The organism is Methylobacterium sp. Leaf93, assembly GCF_001422345.1.
Lineage (GTDB): Bacteria > Pseudomonadota > Alphaproteobacteria > Rhizobiales > Beijerinckiaceae > Methylobacterium > Methylobacterium bullatum.
In genome coordinates this window covers 13847-30103 of sequence record NZ_LMMS01000009.1, presented here as the reverse complement: position 1 = coordinate 30103, position 16257 = coordinate 13847, and the positions used below count along the sequence as shown (strand labels likewise).

The following is a 16257-nucleotide window of genomic DNA, read 5'->3' as shown; positions in this document are numbered from 1 at the left end:
GCCACGTCTCCATTTGGGTAAAGGGAGATTGCAAAAGCTTCGGAACAACCGCTGTGACAGACAATCCGACCGCCAGCGCGGCCCGCCTCTGGCGCCCCATCGCCCGGTTCGTCGCCATCGAGGCGCGGGTCGGCGCCTTGGCTCTGGCACGTGGACCTCTGGTGGCCGGGGTCTACGAATTCCTGCGTTTCGGCATCAAGCAGGGATGGGCATGCCTGTTCGGCGGATTGCTGTGCGCCCTCCTGATCGGCAGCTACCTGCTCTATCCCGCCCAGGCCACGCTCAGCCGATACGACATGTTGACCCTCTCGGCCGTGATGATCCAGGTTGCCCTTCTCGCCCTGCGCATGGAGACCTGGGAGGAGGCGAAAGTGATCGCGCTCTTCCATGCGGTCGGGACGGTGATGGAGATCTTCAAGACCGCCGTCGGGTCATGGATCTATCCGGAGGCCAGCCTGCTCCGCATCGCCGGCGTGCCGCTCTTCACAGGCTTCATGTATGCGAGCATCGGCTCCTACATCGCCCGGGTGTGGCGCCTGTTCGATTTCCGCTTCACCCACCATCCCGGCACCGGTGCGACGCTCCTGCTGGCCGCAGGGATCTACGTGAACTTCTTCACGCACCATTACGTGGTGGACATCCGCCTCGGCTTGTTCACTGCGACGGTACTTTTGTTCGGCCGAACTTGGGTGCATTTCAAGGTCTGGCGGTTACACCGGCGGATGCCGCTTCTCCTGGGCTTCCTGCTCGTCGCCATGTTCATCTGGCTGGCCGAGAACATCGGTACCGGAGCGCGTGTCTGGCTCTATCCTAACCAGATATCGACCTGGGCGATGGTTTCCTGGCAGAAACTTGGGGCCTGGTACCTGCTGATGATCGTTTCCTACGTTCTGGTCACCCTCGTAAACAAGCCGGAGGTTTATCGGCATGGCGAGATCGAACGGGGACATTACCAATAATAGCGATTGGCTTTCTTCAGTGTTTGGCAAGATCGAGCGGTCTAAGCCCGTCCGAGCCATGAGGAGCCCCGTTCATGAGTGATTCCATCGCCGGCCTCGCACAGTCGATCGTCTCGAACCAGAGTGCTGCGACGCGGGAGTCGATGCAGACGACCTTCATACGCAAGCAAGGTGAGAGTGATCGGGCCATCGCTCAGCTCTTGCAGCAATCCGCCGATCAACAGAAGGCCGTTCTTCCCGAAGGCCAGGGGACTGTCTTGGACCGGCAGGTCTGAGCCCCGGTAACCATCTTCTGGAGCTCCGGATGAGTGCCTGCATCGGGGCGGGTCATCCCGCAAGATGGGTCGTGCGTGTCGCTGAGGGTCTGGAAAAACGTAACAGTCAGCTCGGCTCGGTTGACGACATGATCGGCGCATCCGCTGCGCGGCGCGGTCGGTTCCGCGCCGGCGGCTGGGTCTTCCAGGCCTCGTCAGGAGGCCGCAAGTGGCCGCATCACCTCAGTTGAGGTAGGTGCGGATCCAGTTCGGCGAGAGAATTTCGCCTTCCTCGGTGATGATCCACGGCTGCTTTGCCGGGTCGGTCAAGGCGCCTGCGGCGGCCTCGATCGCCTCGCGAAGGGTGCCGTAGCGCGCGGGCTGGGCCAGCGGCGCCGGGACGGGGGTGGTCCGCCAGATCGTCAGATCGGCAGGACGTTCGAGGGCTTCGGTTTCCATGACGATGTTTTCCTTGAACCTGAGAGGGTCGTTCCCCGCGGGTCTGTGCTGCTGAGCCAACATACGGTGCAGCCAGCGCGGGACGTGTTTCCGTGAGAATGGAAGCATCTCTAGGGCAGCTTTGCGATCAATTTTGGCATTGCCATGGTGAGTATGGCAGACCCGATCCTTTATCCCCCGCCTTAAACATCATGTTTTGGACACAAAGCTTGAAGCGGCTGCCCTGGGACGCCCTCTTTTTATGATGGAAAGTTGAGGGTGATAGTGCTGCTTGAACTTGTAGCCTGAACCTTGGGACGGAACCGTGTGCCCGCGCACTCGGATCGTGCCGCCCGCCAAAACAGTTGAACGGAGATGGGTGACCGACCAGTTAATGCGACGGACGCAGTCCAGAATTTTTCCAAAGCTGGGAAGGGGATGTGACATGTCGGATCGCTTCGGCCGCATGGCGATCACGGCGGCCCTGGTGCTCATGGCGCTCTACGTCGGACAGCCCTATGTGGCGGCGCTCCTGTTCTCGGCTGAAACCCCTCGGGCGATCACGGCGCGGGGGGATCTGGCTTCATCCGAAACATCCACCGCGACCCTGTTCGAGCGTGCGAGCCCGTCGGTCGTGCATGTCTTCGCCCAAGCCGCCGCCCAGGGGCGTTCCCTGATGAGTCCCGATTCCGAGGAGGGCGAAGGGGGCAACGGCGCGCAGACGGGCACGGGCTTCGTCTGGGATGCCGCCGGGCATGTGGTCACCAACAATCATGTGGTGGCGGGCGCGGCCCAGCGGGGCGGATCGGTGTCCGTCCGCCTATCCTCGGGGGAGGTCCGCCCGGCGACCATCGTCGGGACCGCGCCGAGCTACGACCTCGCCGTGCTTCGCCTCGGCGGCTCCGGTGCCGTTCCGCCGCCGCTGGCCATCGGTACCTCGGCGGATCTCAAGGTCGGGCAGGCGGCCTTCGCCATCGGCAACCCGTTCGGCCTTGATCATACCCTGACGACAGGCGTCATCAGCGCCCTTCGCCGCCGCCTCCCCACGGGGGAGGGGAGGGAGCTGTCCGGCGTGATCCAGACCGACGCCGCAATCAATCCCGGCAATTCCGGTGGGCCGCTCCTCGATTCCGCGGGACGCCTCGTGGGCGTCAACACGGCGATCTATTCTCCCTCGGGTGCCAGCGCCGGCATCGGCTTCGCGATCCCCGTGGACGTAGTGAACCGGGTCGTCCCCGAACTCATTCGCAACGGCCGCACCCGCAATCCGGGTATCGGCATCATTGCCGGGCAGGAGGCCACCGCCGCGCGCCTCGGGATCGACGGTGTCGTGGTGCTGCGGATCCTGCGCGGATCGCCTGCCGCCGAAGCCGGATTGCGCGGTGTTGATGTCGAGACCGGCACGATAGGGGACGTCATCATCGGAGCGGCCGGGCAGCCCGTGCACCGCCTGGCCGACCTTACCGCCGCGATGGAAGCGGCGGGCATCGGCAAATCCATCGAGCTCGCTGTCGAGCGGGACGGGCGCATCCGCAAGGTGAAGGTCATCACGGCGGATGTGGCCGAGACGCGGCAATAAGGCTTTCCCGGTCCGGGCTGTCACAAAGGCCATTTCCGGTGCAGTAGGGTTGAAACCGCGCAGCACGACAACACGCAAGACACTGCAATGACGACGAAGGCCCTCCTGTCCCGATCCCTCGTCTGCGTTGCGCTCGTGCTTGGCGTGATGCCGGCCGCAGCGAGGGACGGGGCGCGGCGCCTGTGCCCCGACGATGCTCACGAGGGGGGGCGCCTCCCGCCGCGCGACATGTGTCCGGATCGCAGCGCTGAGCAGGTGGGGGCGCAGAGTGGTTCCCACCGGATCGGCGATGTCCAGGTCAGGATCGGCGGACGGGTCGCGATTGACCGCGACATGCGCCGATGACGTTCCTCGCCGCCCTCGTAGCCCTCTTCGTCCTGTGGTGGTACGCCAAGACCGCCAAACCCCATCTCGTCCGGCGCCTGGGTCGGCTGATCACGCCGCGGGTGGCGAAACGGATCGGCGGCTATGTCCTGCTTGCCCTCGCCGGCGTGGCTGCGGTTCGCAGTCGGATCGAACTCGCGATCCTGTTCGGGGGCGTCGCGTTCTGGTTCCTCGACGGTGTCGATGCCGTGGTCGTCCGGCTTCGCGGCCTGTTCAGGCGCGCAGCCGTCTCGCGCCCCACGATCGTACTGTTTGAGGTGATGCCCGACGGGCGGACCGCAGATGGGATCGTCCAGATCGGTCCCTATGCCGGGCGGCGCCTGTCGCAGCTTCCTGAAGCGGCGCTCATGCAGATCCTCGCGGTCTGCCGCAAGGTCGACCGCATCGCCGCACGCCGTTTACAAACGTATCTCGACGGCAGAACGGCCGCCGGGCGTGTAGACGCTGAGAGAGATTCCGACGCGCGGTCGCGCCGTCCGCCGGATCCAGGGGCGATGACGCAGGAGGAGGCCCACCAGATCCTGGGGCTTGAGAGCGGGGCGACCTTGCAGCAGATCCGCACGGCTCATCGCTCGCTGATGAAACGGTGGCATCCCGACCAGGGTGGAACGGTCGAGGGGGCTTCGCGCATCAACGCGGCCCGAGACAGGCTTGTGAGCCGACATCGCTGATACTCCACGCGCGTTGCCAGAAAATTGCTCGATCGGACCCGGCCGGCGAACAGCCGACTGGGTTCGGCGAGGACGCAAATGGCGTCGTCACCGATGTCAGGAGGGCTTCCAGCTTCTGAAAAGCTAAGCCGTCGCGATGGCGGGTTTCAGCTTCGCGTGGCGAAGCAATTGAAGCCATTGCGCTTCAGGGTCGAGCAGGCGTCCTGCGCGGCTTCCTGTTCGCTGAAGCCCGAGAACCGGGCCCGGTAGAGGATGGCGCCGCCATGATCGACCCTGACCGTGTAGGGCGAGGCCTTGGACAGGGCGCTTCCGGCGCGGCTGCGCGCCTCGGACAGCATCGACTTCGCCTTGTCTTCGTCGTCCATGGCACCGAGCTGGATCACCCAGGCGGTGGGCGTGACGCGGCTCGTGGACGCTGACTTCGGGGCCGGCTCGGGCCGGGCGCCATCGACCGATGCGAGACGTGCATCCGACTTGCCGCTGGGCGAAGGCTTGGTTCCGGGGAAAGCGGCGGGCGCGCTGCTCGGTGCATAGGCCTGAGCCGAGGTCGGGAGGGCGCCGCTCCGCCACTTGGCACCGGCGCTTCCAGGGGTCGTGGTCTGGCGCGGGCTGATGTCGAGGGGTTGGGTCGAGGCGGTGGTCTCCACCTCGATCTCCTCGTCGTCGGCCGAGGCGACCTGCGTGCGCGTCCGCGACGTGGCGTCAGCCACCACGGCCGGGCGGCCACGCTCAGCGACTTCCGTCACCGGCGGTGCCTGGCGGTTGCCGGCATAGGCGCGGGGCAGGTTCGCTCGAACGAGATCGGCCATGATGCGGTCGCGGCTGGCACCGGACTTTCCGCCGAGCACGATGGCCACGATCTGGCGGTCGTCGGACTTGGCGGCGGTCATCAGGTTGAAGCCGGAATCACGAGTGTAGCCGGTCTTAATGCCGTCGACGCCCTCGACATTACCGAGGAGGCGGTTGTGGTTGCCGATGACCCGGCCGCGGAAGGCGAAGGAGCGGGTCTGGAAGTACTTGTAGTAGCGCGGAAACCGGTCCTGGATCGCCCGGGCGAGGATGGTCAGGTCGCGCGCCGTGGTGATCTGGTCCGCATCGGGCAGGCCCGAGGCATTGGCGTAGTTGGTCCGGGTCATGCCCAGGGCCTGTGCCTTGCGGGTCATCATCTCGGCGAATTTCGGCTCCGAGCCGGCGATGTTCTCGCCGATGGCGCAGGCCACGTCATTGGCCGATTTCGTCACGATCGCCTTGATCGCGTCCTCCACCTCGATCGTCGAGCCGGGCCGGAGACCGAGCTTGGACGGCGGCCGAGCGGCGGCGAATGCCGAAATGGTCAGGGGCGAGTCGAGGTTGAAACGACCACGCTCGAGCTGTTCGAACAGCATGTAGAGCGTCATCACCTTCGTGATCGACGCAGGGTGGCGGAGGGAATCCTCGTTGACCGCATGCAGGGTGCGGCCCGTCTTCACGTCGATCACCATGGCGGCGTAGGGCGGGTTGTATCCCCCGCCGCCGCCCCGGTGATGGTGCCCACGACGCGCGTCGGCGGGCGAGGCGATGGCCGTAAGAACGGCTGCGGCCGCAATCAGGGCCGGCAGTCCATGGGTCGTCCGGGAGCGACTCGGAACGCTACGCATCGCGACGGGGTGTCCTCGACAACCGACCCTGAGGTCGGCTTGCACTGCATCATCGCTGCAAGGCCGGCGAACGTGCCGCCGTACCCTCGCAACATCTGTCAATCAGGCTAGGTCGACGCGGTTACGGCCCGGTTAATGCCTCAGCATCAATTTGCCAGCTTTCGCTGCGGTGCAATATAAATCTTGACGATCCATGGTGCATTGCACATACAGGCGACGTTGGTCGATTCCGCGGGTCGGGGAACCGGCCTTGTCGACATCCGGCCCCAGAGGAATGCCCGCAAGGGTATCTCGCATCCCATGACTTTCCAGCCCTTCGACAAGATCCCCGCCTTCGACAAGTCCGGCTTCGATTCGGCGATGAAGAGCGTGTCGCTCGTCGCCCGGACGAACCAGACCGTCGGTACCGAGATGGCGGACTTCACCAAGCAGTCCTTCGAGCAGGGTACCGCCACCATGAAGAAGCTGGCCGAGGCCAAGACTCCTCAGAGCGCCATGGAAATCCAGGCCGAGTTCATGAAGGCATCCTATGAGCGTCTCGTCGCCCAGGCGAAGCTCGTCGGCGGCCTGTACAGCGAACTCGCCAAAGAGATCGGCAAGCCGCTGGAAGGCCTGACCAAGATCAAGCTTTCCGCCACGAACTGACCCATTGTCCGGCGCCAGAGCCGGCAATGCATCGGGAAATAGCCGAAGGGCGGTCGAGCGAGGCTTGATCGCCCTTTCTCGTGCGGCACGGCACTTCCCAGCGGCATCGATGACCAATGCCCGCCCGGGACGCCACCCCATGGCGCTGCTTACCGGACAAGTGCGCGCAGGCGACTGGCGAAGTCGGGAAACGGCCTATAGATTGACGGAGAAGCAGGCGCGCGGCGCCAGCGTGCAGTCGGGAAGCCGGCGGGTTCTCACAATCCGAGTCCGGGCTCCTCTGCCACAAATGGGGTCGATGCTATTCCGATGTCCGACGACCCGATGCGTTGTCTGGTCTCCCCCGATACGGATCACGGTGACTTCGCCGCGACCGCTGGGAATGATAGCGTGATCCCTGCCGATCCTTCGACGCCGCGCTCAGCCGATCCTACAGGACCGGGCGGTAATGACGACGGTCGTTCGGGGACGGCGATCATCACGCGGACCAAGCCCAAGACCAAACGGCCGAGCCTGTACCGCGTGCTCCTTCTCAACGACGATTACACGCCGATGGAATTCGTCGTGCACGTGGTCGAGAAATTTTTCAACAAATCGCAGGCCGATGCCTACCAGATCATGATGCACGTGCATCAGAACGGCGTCGGCGAGTGCGGGATCTTTACCTATGAGGTGGCGGAGACCAAGGTGACGCAGGTCATGGACTTCGCGCGTAAACACCAACATCCTCTCCAGTGCGTCATGGAAAAAAAATAGGCACTTCACACGAGGACCCGCTTTTGCCCAGCTTCTCTCGCAGCCTAGAACAAGCTCTCCACCGCGCCCTGGCGCTCGCCGGCGAGCGCCGGCACGAATATGCGACGCTGGAGCACCTGCTCCTCGCCCTGGTGGATGATCAGGACGCCGCGGCCGTCATGCGTGCCTGCAACGTCGAGGTCGACACGCTGAAACGCAGCCTGGTCGAGTATGTGGACACCGAACTCGCCAACCTGATCGGCGACGGGCGTCAGGATGCCAAGCCGACGGCGGGCTTCCAGCGGGTGATCCAGCGCGCGGTCATTCACGTGCAATCATCCGGCCGGGAAGAGGTGACCGGGGCGAACGTACTCGTGGCGATCTTCGCCGAGCGCGAGAGCCATGCCGCCTATTTCCTGCAGGAGCAGGACATGACCCGCTACGACGCGGTCAACTACATCAGCCATGGCATCGCCAAGCGTCCTGGCGCGTCCGAGCCGAAGCCCGTCCGTGGCGCGGAGGAGGAGCCTTCCACCGAGCGTCCGAGCGGCGAGGAGTCCGAGAACCGCACTAAGAAGAAGGGGGACGCCCTCGAGGCCTATTGCGTCAATCTCAACAAGAAGGCCCGCGATGGACGGATCGATCCGCTGATCGGTCGTGAGAGCGAGGTGCAGCGCACGATCCAGATCCTGTGCCGCCGCCAGAAGAACAACCCGCTCCTCGTGGGCGACCCTGGCGTCGGCAAGACCGCCATCGCCGAGGGACTGGCACGCAAGATCATCAACAAGGAAGTGCCGGAAGTTCTAATCGACGCCACGGTGTTCTCCCTCGACATGGGCACCCTGCTTGCGGGCACGCGTTATCGCGGCGATTTCGAGGAACGCCTGAAGCAGGTGATGAAGGAGATCGAGGCGCATCCGAACGCGGTGCTCTTCATTGACGAGATCCACACCGTCATCGGCGCGGGCGCCACTTCGGGCGGCGCGATGGATGCATCCAACTTGCTCAAGCCCGCTTTGGCTAACGGCTCGCTTCGCTGCATCGGCTCGACCACCTACAAAGAGTACCGTCAGTATTTCGAGAAGGATCGCGCCCTGGTGCGGCGCTTCCAGAAGATCGATGTCAACGAGCCGTCAATTCCCGATGCGATCGAGATCGTGAAGGGCCTCAAGCCCTATTTCGAGGAGTTCCACAAACTCAAGTACACGACGGAGGCCGTGAAAGCCGCCGTCGAGCTGTCCGCGCGCTACATCAACGACCGCAAGTTGCCGGATAAGGCGATCGACGTGATCGACGAGACCGGCGCGTCGCAGATGCTTGTGCCAGAAGCCCGCCGCAAGCGGACGATCGGCGTGAAGGAAATCGAAGCGACCATCGCGACGATGGCTCGAATCCCGGCAAAGACCGTCTCGAAGGACGATGCGGCGGTTCTCAAGAACCTCACCGAGAACCTGAAGCGCGTGGTCTACGGGCAGACGGATGCCATCGAAGCCCTCACCTCGGCGATCAAGCTGGCGCGCGCCGGCTTGCGCGATCCGGACAAGCCGATCGGCTCGTACCTGTTCGCCGGACCCACCGGTGTCGGCAAGACGGAAGCGGCCAAGCAACTCGCCTCGTCGCTCGGCATCGAGATGATCCGTTTCGACATGTCGGAATATATGGAGCGCCACACGGTCAGCCGTCTCATCGGCGCTCCGCCCGGCTATGTCGGCTTTGACCAGGGCGGGTTGCTCACCGACGGGATCGACCAGCATCCGCATTGCGTGCTGTTGCTGGACGAGATCGAGAAGGCTCATCCCGACCTGTTCAACATCCTGTTGCAGGTGATGGATCACGGCAAGCTCACCGACCACAACGGCAAGCAGGTGGATTTCCGCAACGTCATCATCATCATGACGACGAATGCGGGCGCATCGGACATGGCGAAGTCGGCCTACGGCTTCACTCAGTCCAAGCGGACGGGAGACGACGTGGAGGCGATCAACAAGCTCTTCGCGCCGGAATTCCGGAACCGCCTCGACTCGATCATCTCGTTTGGACATCTGCCGAAGGACGTGGTGGCCAAGGTCGTCGACAAGTTCGTGCTGCAGCTCGAGGCCCAGCTCGCCGATCGCAACGTGACCATCGAACTCTCGGACGAGGCGCGCGAGTGGCTGACCGAAAACGGCTACGACGAGGCGATGGGCGCCCGGCCTATGGCACGCCTGATCCAGACCACGATCAAGACACCGCTCGCCGATGAGGTACTGTTCGGACGCCTCAAGGATGGCGGCGCCGTTCGGGTGGTGCTGAAGAAGGCCGAGGACGGGGTGGCGCTGGCGCAGAAAGACGCGCTGGCCTTCGAGTTCCCGGCCGGTCCGGTCACGCCGAAGCCGGAGAAAGACGTCACCAATGCCGGTGGCAACAAGCGCAAGCGTAGCAGGGCCAAGGCCGCTCCGCGGAAGAAGGACGAGACGAAGAAGGACGACAAGGGCGGTTCAGGTGGTTCGGGCGGTGTCCGGACCGTTCCGAAGGTTCCTCTCGTCCGAGCCTGACCCCGCCAGTCGTCGGTTCGATGGGGCGCGTCTTCCGCAAGGGAGGTCGCGCCCCATCTGCATTATGTGATGCGCAAATGGATCTGACCGCTGGGGCAGGCTGAGCGAGGCTTCGTATCGAGCCACGAAAACGCCGGTCCTATGGTCGACATACGCAGGATCGACCGCTAGCAACCGCGTTCGAATGGGTGCATAGGCGCCCGTCCGGTCATCAATCCTGCGAGGGGGCTCGCCAAGCGATATGACGGGTTCAGGTGTCCGGCGACGGTTCAGACCGTTGCGAGGAACATCGAGCGTATGATCGTCATACCCACTCGCGACAACAGGGTAGTATCCATGAGCGATCTGCAAGAGGGGCCCCTGACGCCGCTTTCCAGCCAGGGCACCCAGGTCGCTGCCCGTCCGCAGAAATTGACACGGCGAGAAGAACGCCGACGCCGACGTATGCGCCGGCGCCGGGGCGAGGAAATCCTTGGTTGGATCCTCGTTCCGATCATCTGCTATGGGATTTACTGGGGGATCAGCGCCGGTTTCGACGTGCTTGGCACGACTCCCGGAACGGTCTGGGACCAGCTGATGCAGGTCAAACAGATGCTCGAGAAGAAGGCTTGACCCTTATCCGCGCGTCAGGGCGTGTACCGAGAATAGGCGCTGGCCGTCGGTCCAGCTCCTCGCCACGGTCCATCCCGCCTCTCCGGCGAGGTCGCGGAAACTGTCGATCGTGTATTTGTAGCTGTTCTCGGTATGGATCGTCTCACCTTCCGAGAAGCTGAAGTTGCGACCCGCGAGCGATACGTCTTGGGCACGTAGACTCACGAGATGCATTTCGATCCGTGAAGCCTCCGGGGCGAAATATGCCCGGTGGGCGAAGGCCGACAGGTCGAAATCGGCGCCGAGTTCTCGGTTGATCCGATGAAGCAGGTTGAGGTTGAACCTCGCCGTCACTCCTGCTGCGTCGTCATAGGCCGCATCCAGCACGGCCTTGTCTTTCACGAGATCGACGCCGACGATGAGGGACGCTCCGCGCCCGAGCACTCGCCCGAAATGTGCGAGGAGATGGGCTGCCTGGGGCGGCTCGAAATTACCGATGGTCGAGCCTGGGAAGAACCCTGCCACCGCGCCGTCGGAAAGCCCGTCGGGGAGGGTGAAGGGCCGAGTGAAATCCGCGGCGACCGGCCGGATCGACAAATGGGGGAAGTCACGGGACAGGGTTTCGGCCTCGCTCCGCAGGAAGCCCTCCGAAACGTCTACGGGCACGTAGGCAGCCAGATCGGTGAGATGGGCAAGGAGCCGCCGGACTTTCACCGTCGAGCCGCTGCCGAATTCCACTAAGTTTGCGTGCGAGGGAAGAAGCGAGGCGATGTCCGGCCCTGATTCATCGAGAATGCCGATCTCGGTTCGGGTCGGATAATATTCCGGCTGCCGGGTGATCGCTTCAAACAAATCCGAGCCGATTTCGTCGTAGAAATATTTAGCGGGAATGAATTTCTGTGCTGCCGTCAGTCCGACCAAGACGTCGTCCCGGAATTGTTCTTCCGGGCTTACGGTGGACAGGGGGGTGGCGTCCGTGAAGACGGGATTGATGGTCACGGGCAAGTCTCCGAGGAACGCCGAAGGACGTAAGGTTTCGCGGGAGAGGGAAACGGAGATCAGTCGCGATAGTTCGACAGCCGCAGCCCCGTGAACTGCCAGCGCTGGTGCGGATAGAAGAAGTTGCGATAGCCGATGCGGGCATGTCCTTCCGATGTTGCCACCGAGGAACCGCGCAGAACGAATTGGTTAGACATGAACTTGCCGTTGTATTCGCCGAGCGCGCCGGGCACCGGCCGATAGCCCGGGTAGGACAAATAGGCCGAGCGGGTCCATTGCCAGACGAGGCCGAAGGCGTCGTCGATAAGCCCTTCCTTGGCAGCGATCTCCCATTCGAATTCCGTGGGCAGGTCGCGTCCCGCCCACCGGGCATAGGCATCAGCCTCGAAATAGCTGACATGGGTGACGGGAAGGGTTGGATCGATGCCCGCCCGACCCGCGAGGGTCATGCTCGACCATTGCCCCGCATCGTTGCGCTGCCAGTAGCCGGGTGCCTCCCAGCCTTCCGCCTGTACCGCGAGCCAGCCGTCGGAGAGCCAGAGTTCGGGACGCGCGTAGCCTTCATCCTCGATGAAGGCGAGCCACTGCTCGTTGGTGACAAGGCCCTTGTCGATCCGACACGGCAGGATCAGCGTATCATGTCGCGGCGACTCGTTGTCGAATGAGAAGCCGTCGCCCTCATGCCCGACTTTCGTCACCCCACCCTGGAGTTCAGCGGCTCCACCCCGCGATACCGGCCGGGGAAAGCGCCATCCGGCATCGTAGACGGGGCTCAAAGGGTTTTGCGCGAAGGCATGGAGGATGTCGGTCAGCAGCAATTCCTGGTGCTGCTGCTCATGATAGAGGCCGATCTCCAGGATCGGCAGCACCACGTCGAGTGTCGCGTCGGTAGCGTCGGACAGGAGGCTTTCCACCGCCCGGTCCACATGGGCACGGTATCCGGCGACCTCATCGGCGGTCGGGCGAGTGATGAGGCCGCGCATAATCCGCGGCTGCCGGGGACCGGCCGCCACGTAATAGGAATTGAAGAGGTAGTGCAGCCGCTCGTCATAGATGCGAAAGCCGGAGACATGATCGCGCAGGAGGAACTGCTCGAAGAACCACGTAGTATGCGCCCGGTGCCACTTCGTCGGGCTGGCATCGGCCATGGACTGGATCTGCTGGTCCTCCGGGGATAGCGGCGCGGCGCGGCGCTCTGTCTCGTCACGCACGGCGCGGAAGGCCCTAACCCAGGCCGCGCGATCCACCGGCCTTTCCGAGACGTTTGGCGGCGGGAACGCCGCGCTTTCCGTCTGACGATGCGAGGTCTCGCGGATTGCCGCTGTCGCTGCCATGTCGATCACTCCACTCGCATCCATGATGCGGAAATATGGCTCCGCCGCCATTCGGCAACGGCCGTTCGCCCGCGCCCATCGACGCGGCGTACATGGGCGAAAAATGCCGGGCCTTTTTCATGCCTCAGTGACACGGCCTTAACCCTGCCGGCCCGACACTCCTCCATTCACGCACAGTGTCCAGGCAAGGCTCGTATGCGGATCGATCTGATGGCAGGAGTGATGACGGCGGCCCTGGCGGCTGAAATCCGGCCGACCCCAACCATTCTCGTGTTCGATTCCGGGCTTGGCGGCCTCACCGTTCTCGAACAGGTGAGGCGCGCCCGGCCCGACGCGCGTTACGTCTATGCCGCCGATGACGCCGCCTTTCCCTACGGGCGTCTATCGGAATCCATCCTCGTCGCCCGCGTCCTGGTGGTGATGGAGAGGCTTCTCCTACGTCACGCGCCCGATCTCGTCGTGATCGCCTGCAACACGGCGTCGACCCTGGTGCTGCCTGCGCTCCGGGCGCGCTTCTCGACACCGTTCGTCGGCGTCGTGCCGCCGATCAAGCCGGCGGCGGAAGCGACACGCTCGCGCAGGATCAGCCTCCTTGCGACGCCTGGCACGGTGGCGCGGCCCTATACTCACGACCTCATCGAGACCTATGCGGGCGCTTGTGTGGTTACCCTCGTCGGATCGCCGAATCTGGCGGCCTATGCCGAGGCCGAACTCGCGGGGCACGCGGTCGACGAGGCGTTGATCGCCGCCGAGATCGCCCCATGTTTCGTCGAGAGCAAAGACGGACGACGTACGGACGTGGTCTGCCTCGCCTGCACCCATTATCCCCTGCTGCTCACGCGATTCCAGCGCCTCGCCCCCTGGGAGGTGACCTGGATCGATCCGGCCCCGGCCATTGCCCGTCGGGTCACGCAGCTTCTCGGTCCATCCCGGCGCAAGCCCCTGGACGACATCCCTCCGGGGCTGACGGCCTTCACCAGCGGGGCGGGCGCGACAGCCTCCCTGCGTCGCTCACTCGATGCCAGGGGCGTCGGCGACGTCGTCGTGGAGATGATGCCGCTCGCTCTGCAATAGATGCGTTGCCGCCTCGGCATTGACCTCCAGGCCTCTCTCGCCTATGCAGCGCTCAGTTACGGGGCTCCGAGAGGGGCCCCGCGGCTTTTTCAAGCGCACCCGTGAGTGGCAATGTCCGCTCTGTCGTTCCGCTTCGGCCTTAGGCCGCTTCGGAAAGAGGAGGGCGCGTTCCTCTATCAATCTCACTCGCTGAGAGGAACCGCGATGTCAAAACGTATTCAGGCGAAGCACAAGCTCGATCGCCGTATGGGCCAGAACATCTGGGGCCGCCCGAAGAGCCCCGTCAATCGCCGCGAGTACGGCCCCGGCCAGCATGGCCAGCGCCGCAAGGGCAAGATGTCCGATTTCGGCACGCAGCTGCGCGCCAAGCAGAAGCTCAAGGGCTACTACGCCAACATCACCGAGAAGCAGTTCCGCCGCTACTACGCCGAGGCGATCCGCCTGCGCGGCGACTCCAGCGAGAACCTGATCGGCCTGTTGGAGCGTCGCCTCGACGCCGTGGTGTATCGCGCCAAGTTCGTGCCGACCCCGTTCGCTGCACGCCAGTTCGTGAACCACGGCCACGTCAAGGTGAATGGCCGTCGCGTGAACATTGCTAGCTTCCTCGTGAAGCCGGGCGACGTGATCGAGGTGAAGGATTCGTCGAAGCAGCTCGAGATCGTCGTCGTCGCCTCGCAACTCGCCGAGCGTGACGTGCCGGACTACATCGAGGTGGATCACGCCAAGATGACCGCTCGCGTCACCCGCGTGCCGAGTCTCAGCGAAGTTCCCTACCCGGTCCAGATGGAACCGAACCTAGTGATCGAGTTCTATTCGCGCTGATCTCATCGGATCATTGCCGAGACAAGAAAGGCCGCCCGAGAGGGCGGCCTTTTTGTTTTGCACGCTGCCTTTTGGAACGGGGGCAGGTTGCGCTCCGCTGGCGGCCTGCGGTGCGGGGAGGGGCACAAGACAGGCGGGACAGCCTATCTGGCCACCCCGCCTTCGGTAACTCTTCTAACGGACGATCAACTCGCAGCCTGAAGTTCGCTCTCGGAAACCGAGACCGGATACGGCAGAGAGTCTGAACCCAAGTATCAGCCTCGCTGGCCGATGGGCACGTATTCGCGCTTCTCCGGGCCGATGTAGAGCTGGCGCGGGCGGCCGATCTTCTGCGAAGGATCCTCGATCATCTCGGCCCACTGGGCGATCCAGCCGGTGGTGCGGGCGAGCGCAAAGAGCACCGTGAACATCGAAGTCGGGAAGCCCATCGCCTTGAGGGTGATGCCGGAATAGAAATCGATGTTCGGGTAGAGCTTCTTCTCGATGAAGTACTCGTCCTTCAGTGCGATCTGCTCGAGTTGAACAGCGACTTCGAGCAGCGGATCGTCCTTGATGCCAAGCTGGCTGAGGACCTCATGCGTCGTCTTTTGCATGATGCGGGCGCGCGGATCGTAGTTCTTGTAGACGCGGTGACCGAAGCCCATCAGACGGAACGGGTCGTTCTTGTCCTTCGCCTTGGCGACGTATTTCGCCACGTTGTCGGGCGTACCGATCTCTTCCAGCATTTTTAGCGCCGCCTCGTTGGCGCCGCCATGCGCAGGCCCCCACAGGCAGGCGATGCCGGCGGCGATACAGGCGAAGGGGTTGGCGCCCGACGAGCCGGCCAGACGCACGGTGGAGGTCGAAGCGTTCTGCTCGTGATCGGCGTGTAGGATGAAGATCCGGTCCAATGCGCGCGCATAGATCGGGTTGACGACGAATTCCTCGCACGGCACCGCGAAGCACATCCGAAGGAAATTCGAAGTGTAATCGAGGTCGTTCTTCGGATAGACGAACGGCTGACCGATGGAATACTTGTAGGCCATCGCCGCGAGCGTCGGCATCTTGGCGATCATGCGCAGGCTGGCGATCATGCGCTGCTTGTCGTCCGAGATGTCGGTCGAGTCGTGGTAGAATGCCGACAGCGCACCGACGCAGGCGACCATGATCGCCATCGGGTGGGCGTCGCGGCGGAATCCCTGGAAGAAGCGGTTCATCTGGTCATGCACCATGGTGTGGCGCGTGACCCGATAGTCGAAATCCGCCTTCTGGGCGGGCGTCGGCAATTCGCCGAACAGCATCAGGTAGCACGTCTCGAGGAAGTCGCCCTGTTCGGCGATCTGCTCGATCGGATAGCCGCGATACAGGAGGACGCCGGCGTCGCCGTCGATATAGGTGATCTTCGATTCGCAGGAGGCGGTGGAGGTGAACCCGGGATCGAAGGTGAACATGCCGGTCTTGGCGTGGAGCTTGCCGATGTCGATGACGTCGGGTCCGATCGTACCGGTCTTGATCGGAAGATCGACTTGGTTGTCGCCCACGGAGATCGTGCTGGTGGCGCTCATGGAGACGTGGACCCTTTCTTGGCAGAAGGCAGACCTTGGCAGAGGGTAGCGCCGGCC

15 protein-coding genes are annotated in these 16257 nt (G+C 63.7%); 10 read left to right on the top strand and 5 right to left on the bottom strand.

What is annotated here, in order from left to right:
• Positions 1–53: 53 nt before the first annotated feature.
• Entirely contained in the window at positions 54–959 is a 906-nt protein-coding gene (locus tag ASF26_RS07990) for a DUF817 domain-containing protein (RefSeq protein WP_056251905.1), read from the top strand.
• A 74-nt stretch (positions 960–1033) separates the two neighbouring features.
• Positions 1034–1234 carry a hypothetical protein gene (locus tag ASF26_RS07985; RefSeq protein WP_056251902.1) on the top strand — a complete coding sequence of 67 codons (201 nt, stop codon included), beginning with the start codon at positions 1034–1036 and terminating at the stop codon, positions 1232–1234.
• A gap of 222 nt (positions 1235–1456) precedes the next feature.
• Here ASF26_RS07985 and ASF26_RS07980 read toward each other — a convergent pair whose 3' ends face one another.
• The gene (locus ASF26_RS07980) at positions 1457–1672 is read right to left on the bottom strand and encodes a hypothetical protein (protein ID WP_018044781.1); all 216 of its coding nucleotides are present in this window, start codon (positions 1670–1672) and stop codon (positions 1457–1459) included.
• 424 nt (positions 1673–2096) lie between these two features.
• On the opposite strand from ASF26_RS07980, the gene ASF26_RS07975 reads away from it, so the two are divergent.
• Entirely contained in the window at positions 2097–3230 is a 1134-nt protein-coding gene (locus ASF26_RS07975) for a trypsin-like peptidase domain-containing protein (RefSeq protein WP_056251899.1), read from the top strand.
• 341 nt (positions 3231–3571) lie between these two features.
• Complete coding sequence (locus ASF26_RS07965) at positions 3572–4285, top strand: DnaJ domain-containing protein (RefSeq protein WP_056251891.1); 714 nt, start codon at positions 3572–3574, stop codon at positions 4283–4285.
• 146 nt (positions 4286–4431) lie between these two features.
• Here the strand turns inward: ASF26_RS07965 and ASF26_RS07960 are convergent, their stop codons facing one another.
• The gene (locus ASF26_RS07960; RefSeq protein WP_056251890.1) at positions 4432–5922 is read right to left on the bottom strand and encodes an SPOR domain-containing protein; all 1491 of its coding nucleotides are present in this window, start codon (positions 5920–5922) and stop codon (positions 4432–4434) included.
• A 300-nt stretch (positions 5923–6222) separates the two neighbouring features.
• Between ASF26_RS07960 and ASF26_RS07955 the strand changes: the two genes are divergently transcribed.
• The 4 genes from ASF26_RS07955 to ASF26_RS07940 all read left to right on the top strand — a co-directional run bounded on the left by ASF26_RS07955 (position 6223) and on the right by ASF26_RS07940 (position 10448).
• Positions 6223–6567 (top strand): phasin family protein, encoded by a 345-nt coding sequence (locus ASF26_RS07955; protein WP_056251993.1) that lies wholly within the window; start codon positions 6223–6225, stop codon positions 6565–6567.
• A 309-nt stretch (positions 6568–6876) separates the two neighbouring features.
• Entirely contained in the window at positions 6877–7323 is a 447-nt protein-coding gene (clpS, locus tag ASF26_RS07950; RefSeq protein ID WP_244475873.1) for an ATP-dependent Clp protease adapter ClpS, read from the top strand.
• Between the two features lie 23 nt (positions 7324–7346).
• A complete protein-coding gene (gene clpA / locus ASF26_RS07945) occupies positions 7347–9836 on the top strand; it encodes an ATP-dependent Clp protease ATP-binding subunit ClpA (RefSeq protein WP_056251887.1) in 2490 nt (829 codons plus the stop codon).
• Between the two features lie 336 nt (positions 9837–10172).
• Positions 10173–10448: a hypothetical protein gene (locus tag ASF26_RS07940; RefSeq protein ID WP_056251986.1), complete on the top strand. Its 276-nt coding sequence runs from the start codon at positions 10173–10175 to the stop codon at positions 10446–10448.
• A 3-nt stretch (positions 10449–10451) separates the two neighbouring features.
• Here ASF26_RS07940 and egtD read toward each other — a convergent pair whose 3' ends face one another.
• Together egtD and egtB are read right to left on the bottom strand one after the other, a co-directional pair.
• Positions 10452–11426: an L-histidine N(alpha)-methyltransferase gene (gene egtD, locus ASF26_RS07935; RefSeq protein ID WP_056251984.1), complete on the bottom strand. Its 975-nt coding sequence runs from the start codon at positions 11424–11426 to the stop codon at positions 10452–10454.
• A gap of 59 nt (positions 11427–11485) precedes the next feature.
• Positions 11486–12760 (bottom strand): ergothioneine biosynthesis protein EgtB, encoded by a 1275-nt coding sequence (gene egtB / locus ASF26_RS07930; RefSeq protein ID WP_056251980.1) that lies wholly within the window; start codon positions 12758–12760, stop codon positions 11486–11488.
• Between the two features lie 195 nt (positions 12761–12955).
• Here egtB and murI point away from each other — a divergent pair, with 195 nt between their 5' ends.
• Both murI and rpsD read left to right on the top strand, forming a co-directional pair.
• Entirely contained in the window at positions 12956–13834 is an 879-nt protein-coding gene (murI, locus tag ASF26_RS07925; protein ID WP_056251884.1) for a glutamate racemase, read from the top strand.
• A 204-nt stretch (positions 13835–14038) separates the two neighbouring features.
• On the top strand, positions 14039–14656 hold the full coding sequence (rpsD, locus tag ASF26_RS07920; protein ID WP_018044769.1) for a 30S ribosomal protein S4: 618 nt from the start codon (positions 14039–14041) through the stop codon (positions 14654–14656).
• Positions 14657–14910: 254 nt separating this feature from the next.
• Here rpsD and gltA read toward each other — a convergent pair whose 3' ends face one another.
• Positions 14911–16200, bottom strand: coding sequence for a citrate synthase (gene gltA, locus ASF26_RS07915; RefSeq protein WP_056251880.1), 1290 nt, complete (start codon positions 16198–16200; stop codon positions 14911–14913).
• Positions 16201–16257: the final 57 nt, after the last annotated feature.

Excerpts from the sequence above, each read along its gene's own strand:
- ASF26_RS07985 (WP_056251902.1), top strand. The coding sequence starts at position 1,034 with ATGAGTGATTCCATCGCCGGCCTCGCACAGTCGATCGTCTCGAACCAG.
- ASF26_RS07980 (WP_018044781.1), bottom strand. The coding sequence starts at position 1,672 with ATGGAAACCGAAGCCCTCGAACGTCCTGCCGATCTGACGATCTGGCGG.
- ASF26_RS07975 (WP_056251899.1), top strand. The coding sequence starts at position 2,097 with ATGTCGGATCGCTTCGGCCGCATGGCGATCACGGCGGCCCTGGTGCTC.
- ASF26_RS07965 (WP_056251891.1), top strand. The coding sequence starts at position 3,572 with ATGACGTTCCTCGCCGCCCTCGTAGCCCTCTTCGTCCTGTGGTGGTAC.
- ASF26_RS07960 (WP_056251890.1), bottom strand. The coding sequence starts at position 5,922 with ATGCGTAGCGTTCCGAGTCGCTCCCGGACGACCCATGGACTGCCGGCC.
- ASF26_RS07955 (WP_056251993.1), top strand. The coding sequence starts at position 6,223 with ATGACTTTCCAGCCCTTCGACAAGATCCCCGCCTTCGACAAGTCCGGC.
- clpS (WP_244475873.1), top strand. The coding sequence starts at position 6,877 with ATGTCCGACGACCCGATGCGTTGTCTGGTCTCCCCCGATACGGATCAC.
- ASF26_RS07940 (WP_056251986.1), top strand. The coding sequence starts at position 10,173 with ATGAGCGATCTGCAAGAGGGGCCCCTGACGCCGCTTTCCAGCCAGGGC.
- egtB (WP_056251980.1), bottom strand. The coding sequence starts at position 12,760 with ATGGCAGCGACAGCGGCAATCCGCGAGACCTCGCATCGTCAGACGGAA.
- murI (WP_056251884.1), top strand. The coding sequence starts at position 12,956 with ATGCGGATCGATCTGATGGCAGGAGTGATGACGGCGGCCCTGGCGGCT.
- rpsD (WP_018044769.1), top strand. The coding sequence starts at position 14,039 with ATGTCAAAACGTATTCAGGCGAAGCACAAGCTCGATCGCCGTATGGGC.
- gltA (WP_056251880.1), bottom strand. The coding sequence starts at position 16,200 with ATGAGCGCCACCAGCACGATCTCCGTGGGCGACAACCAAGTCGATCTT.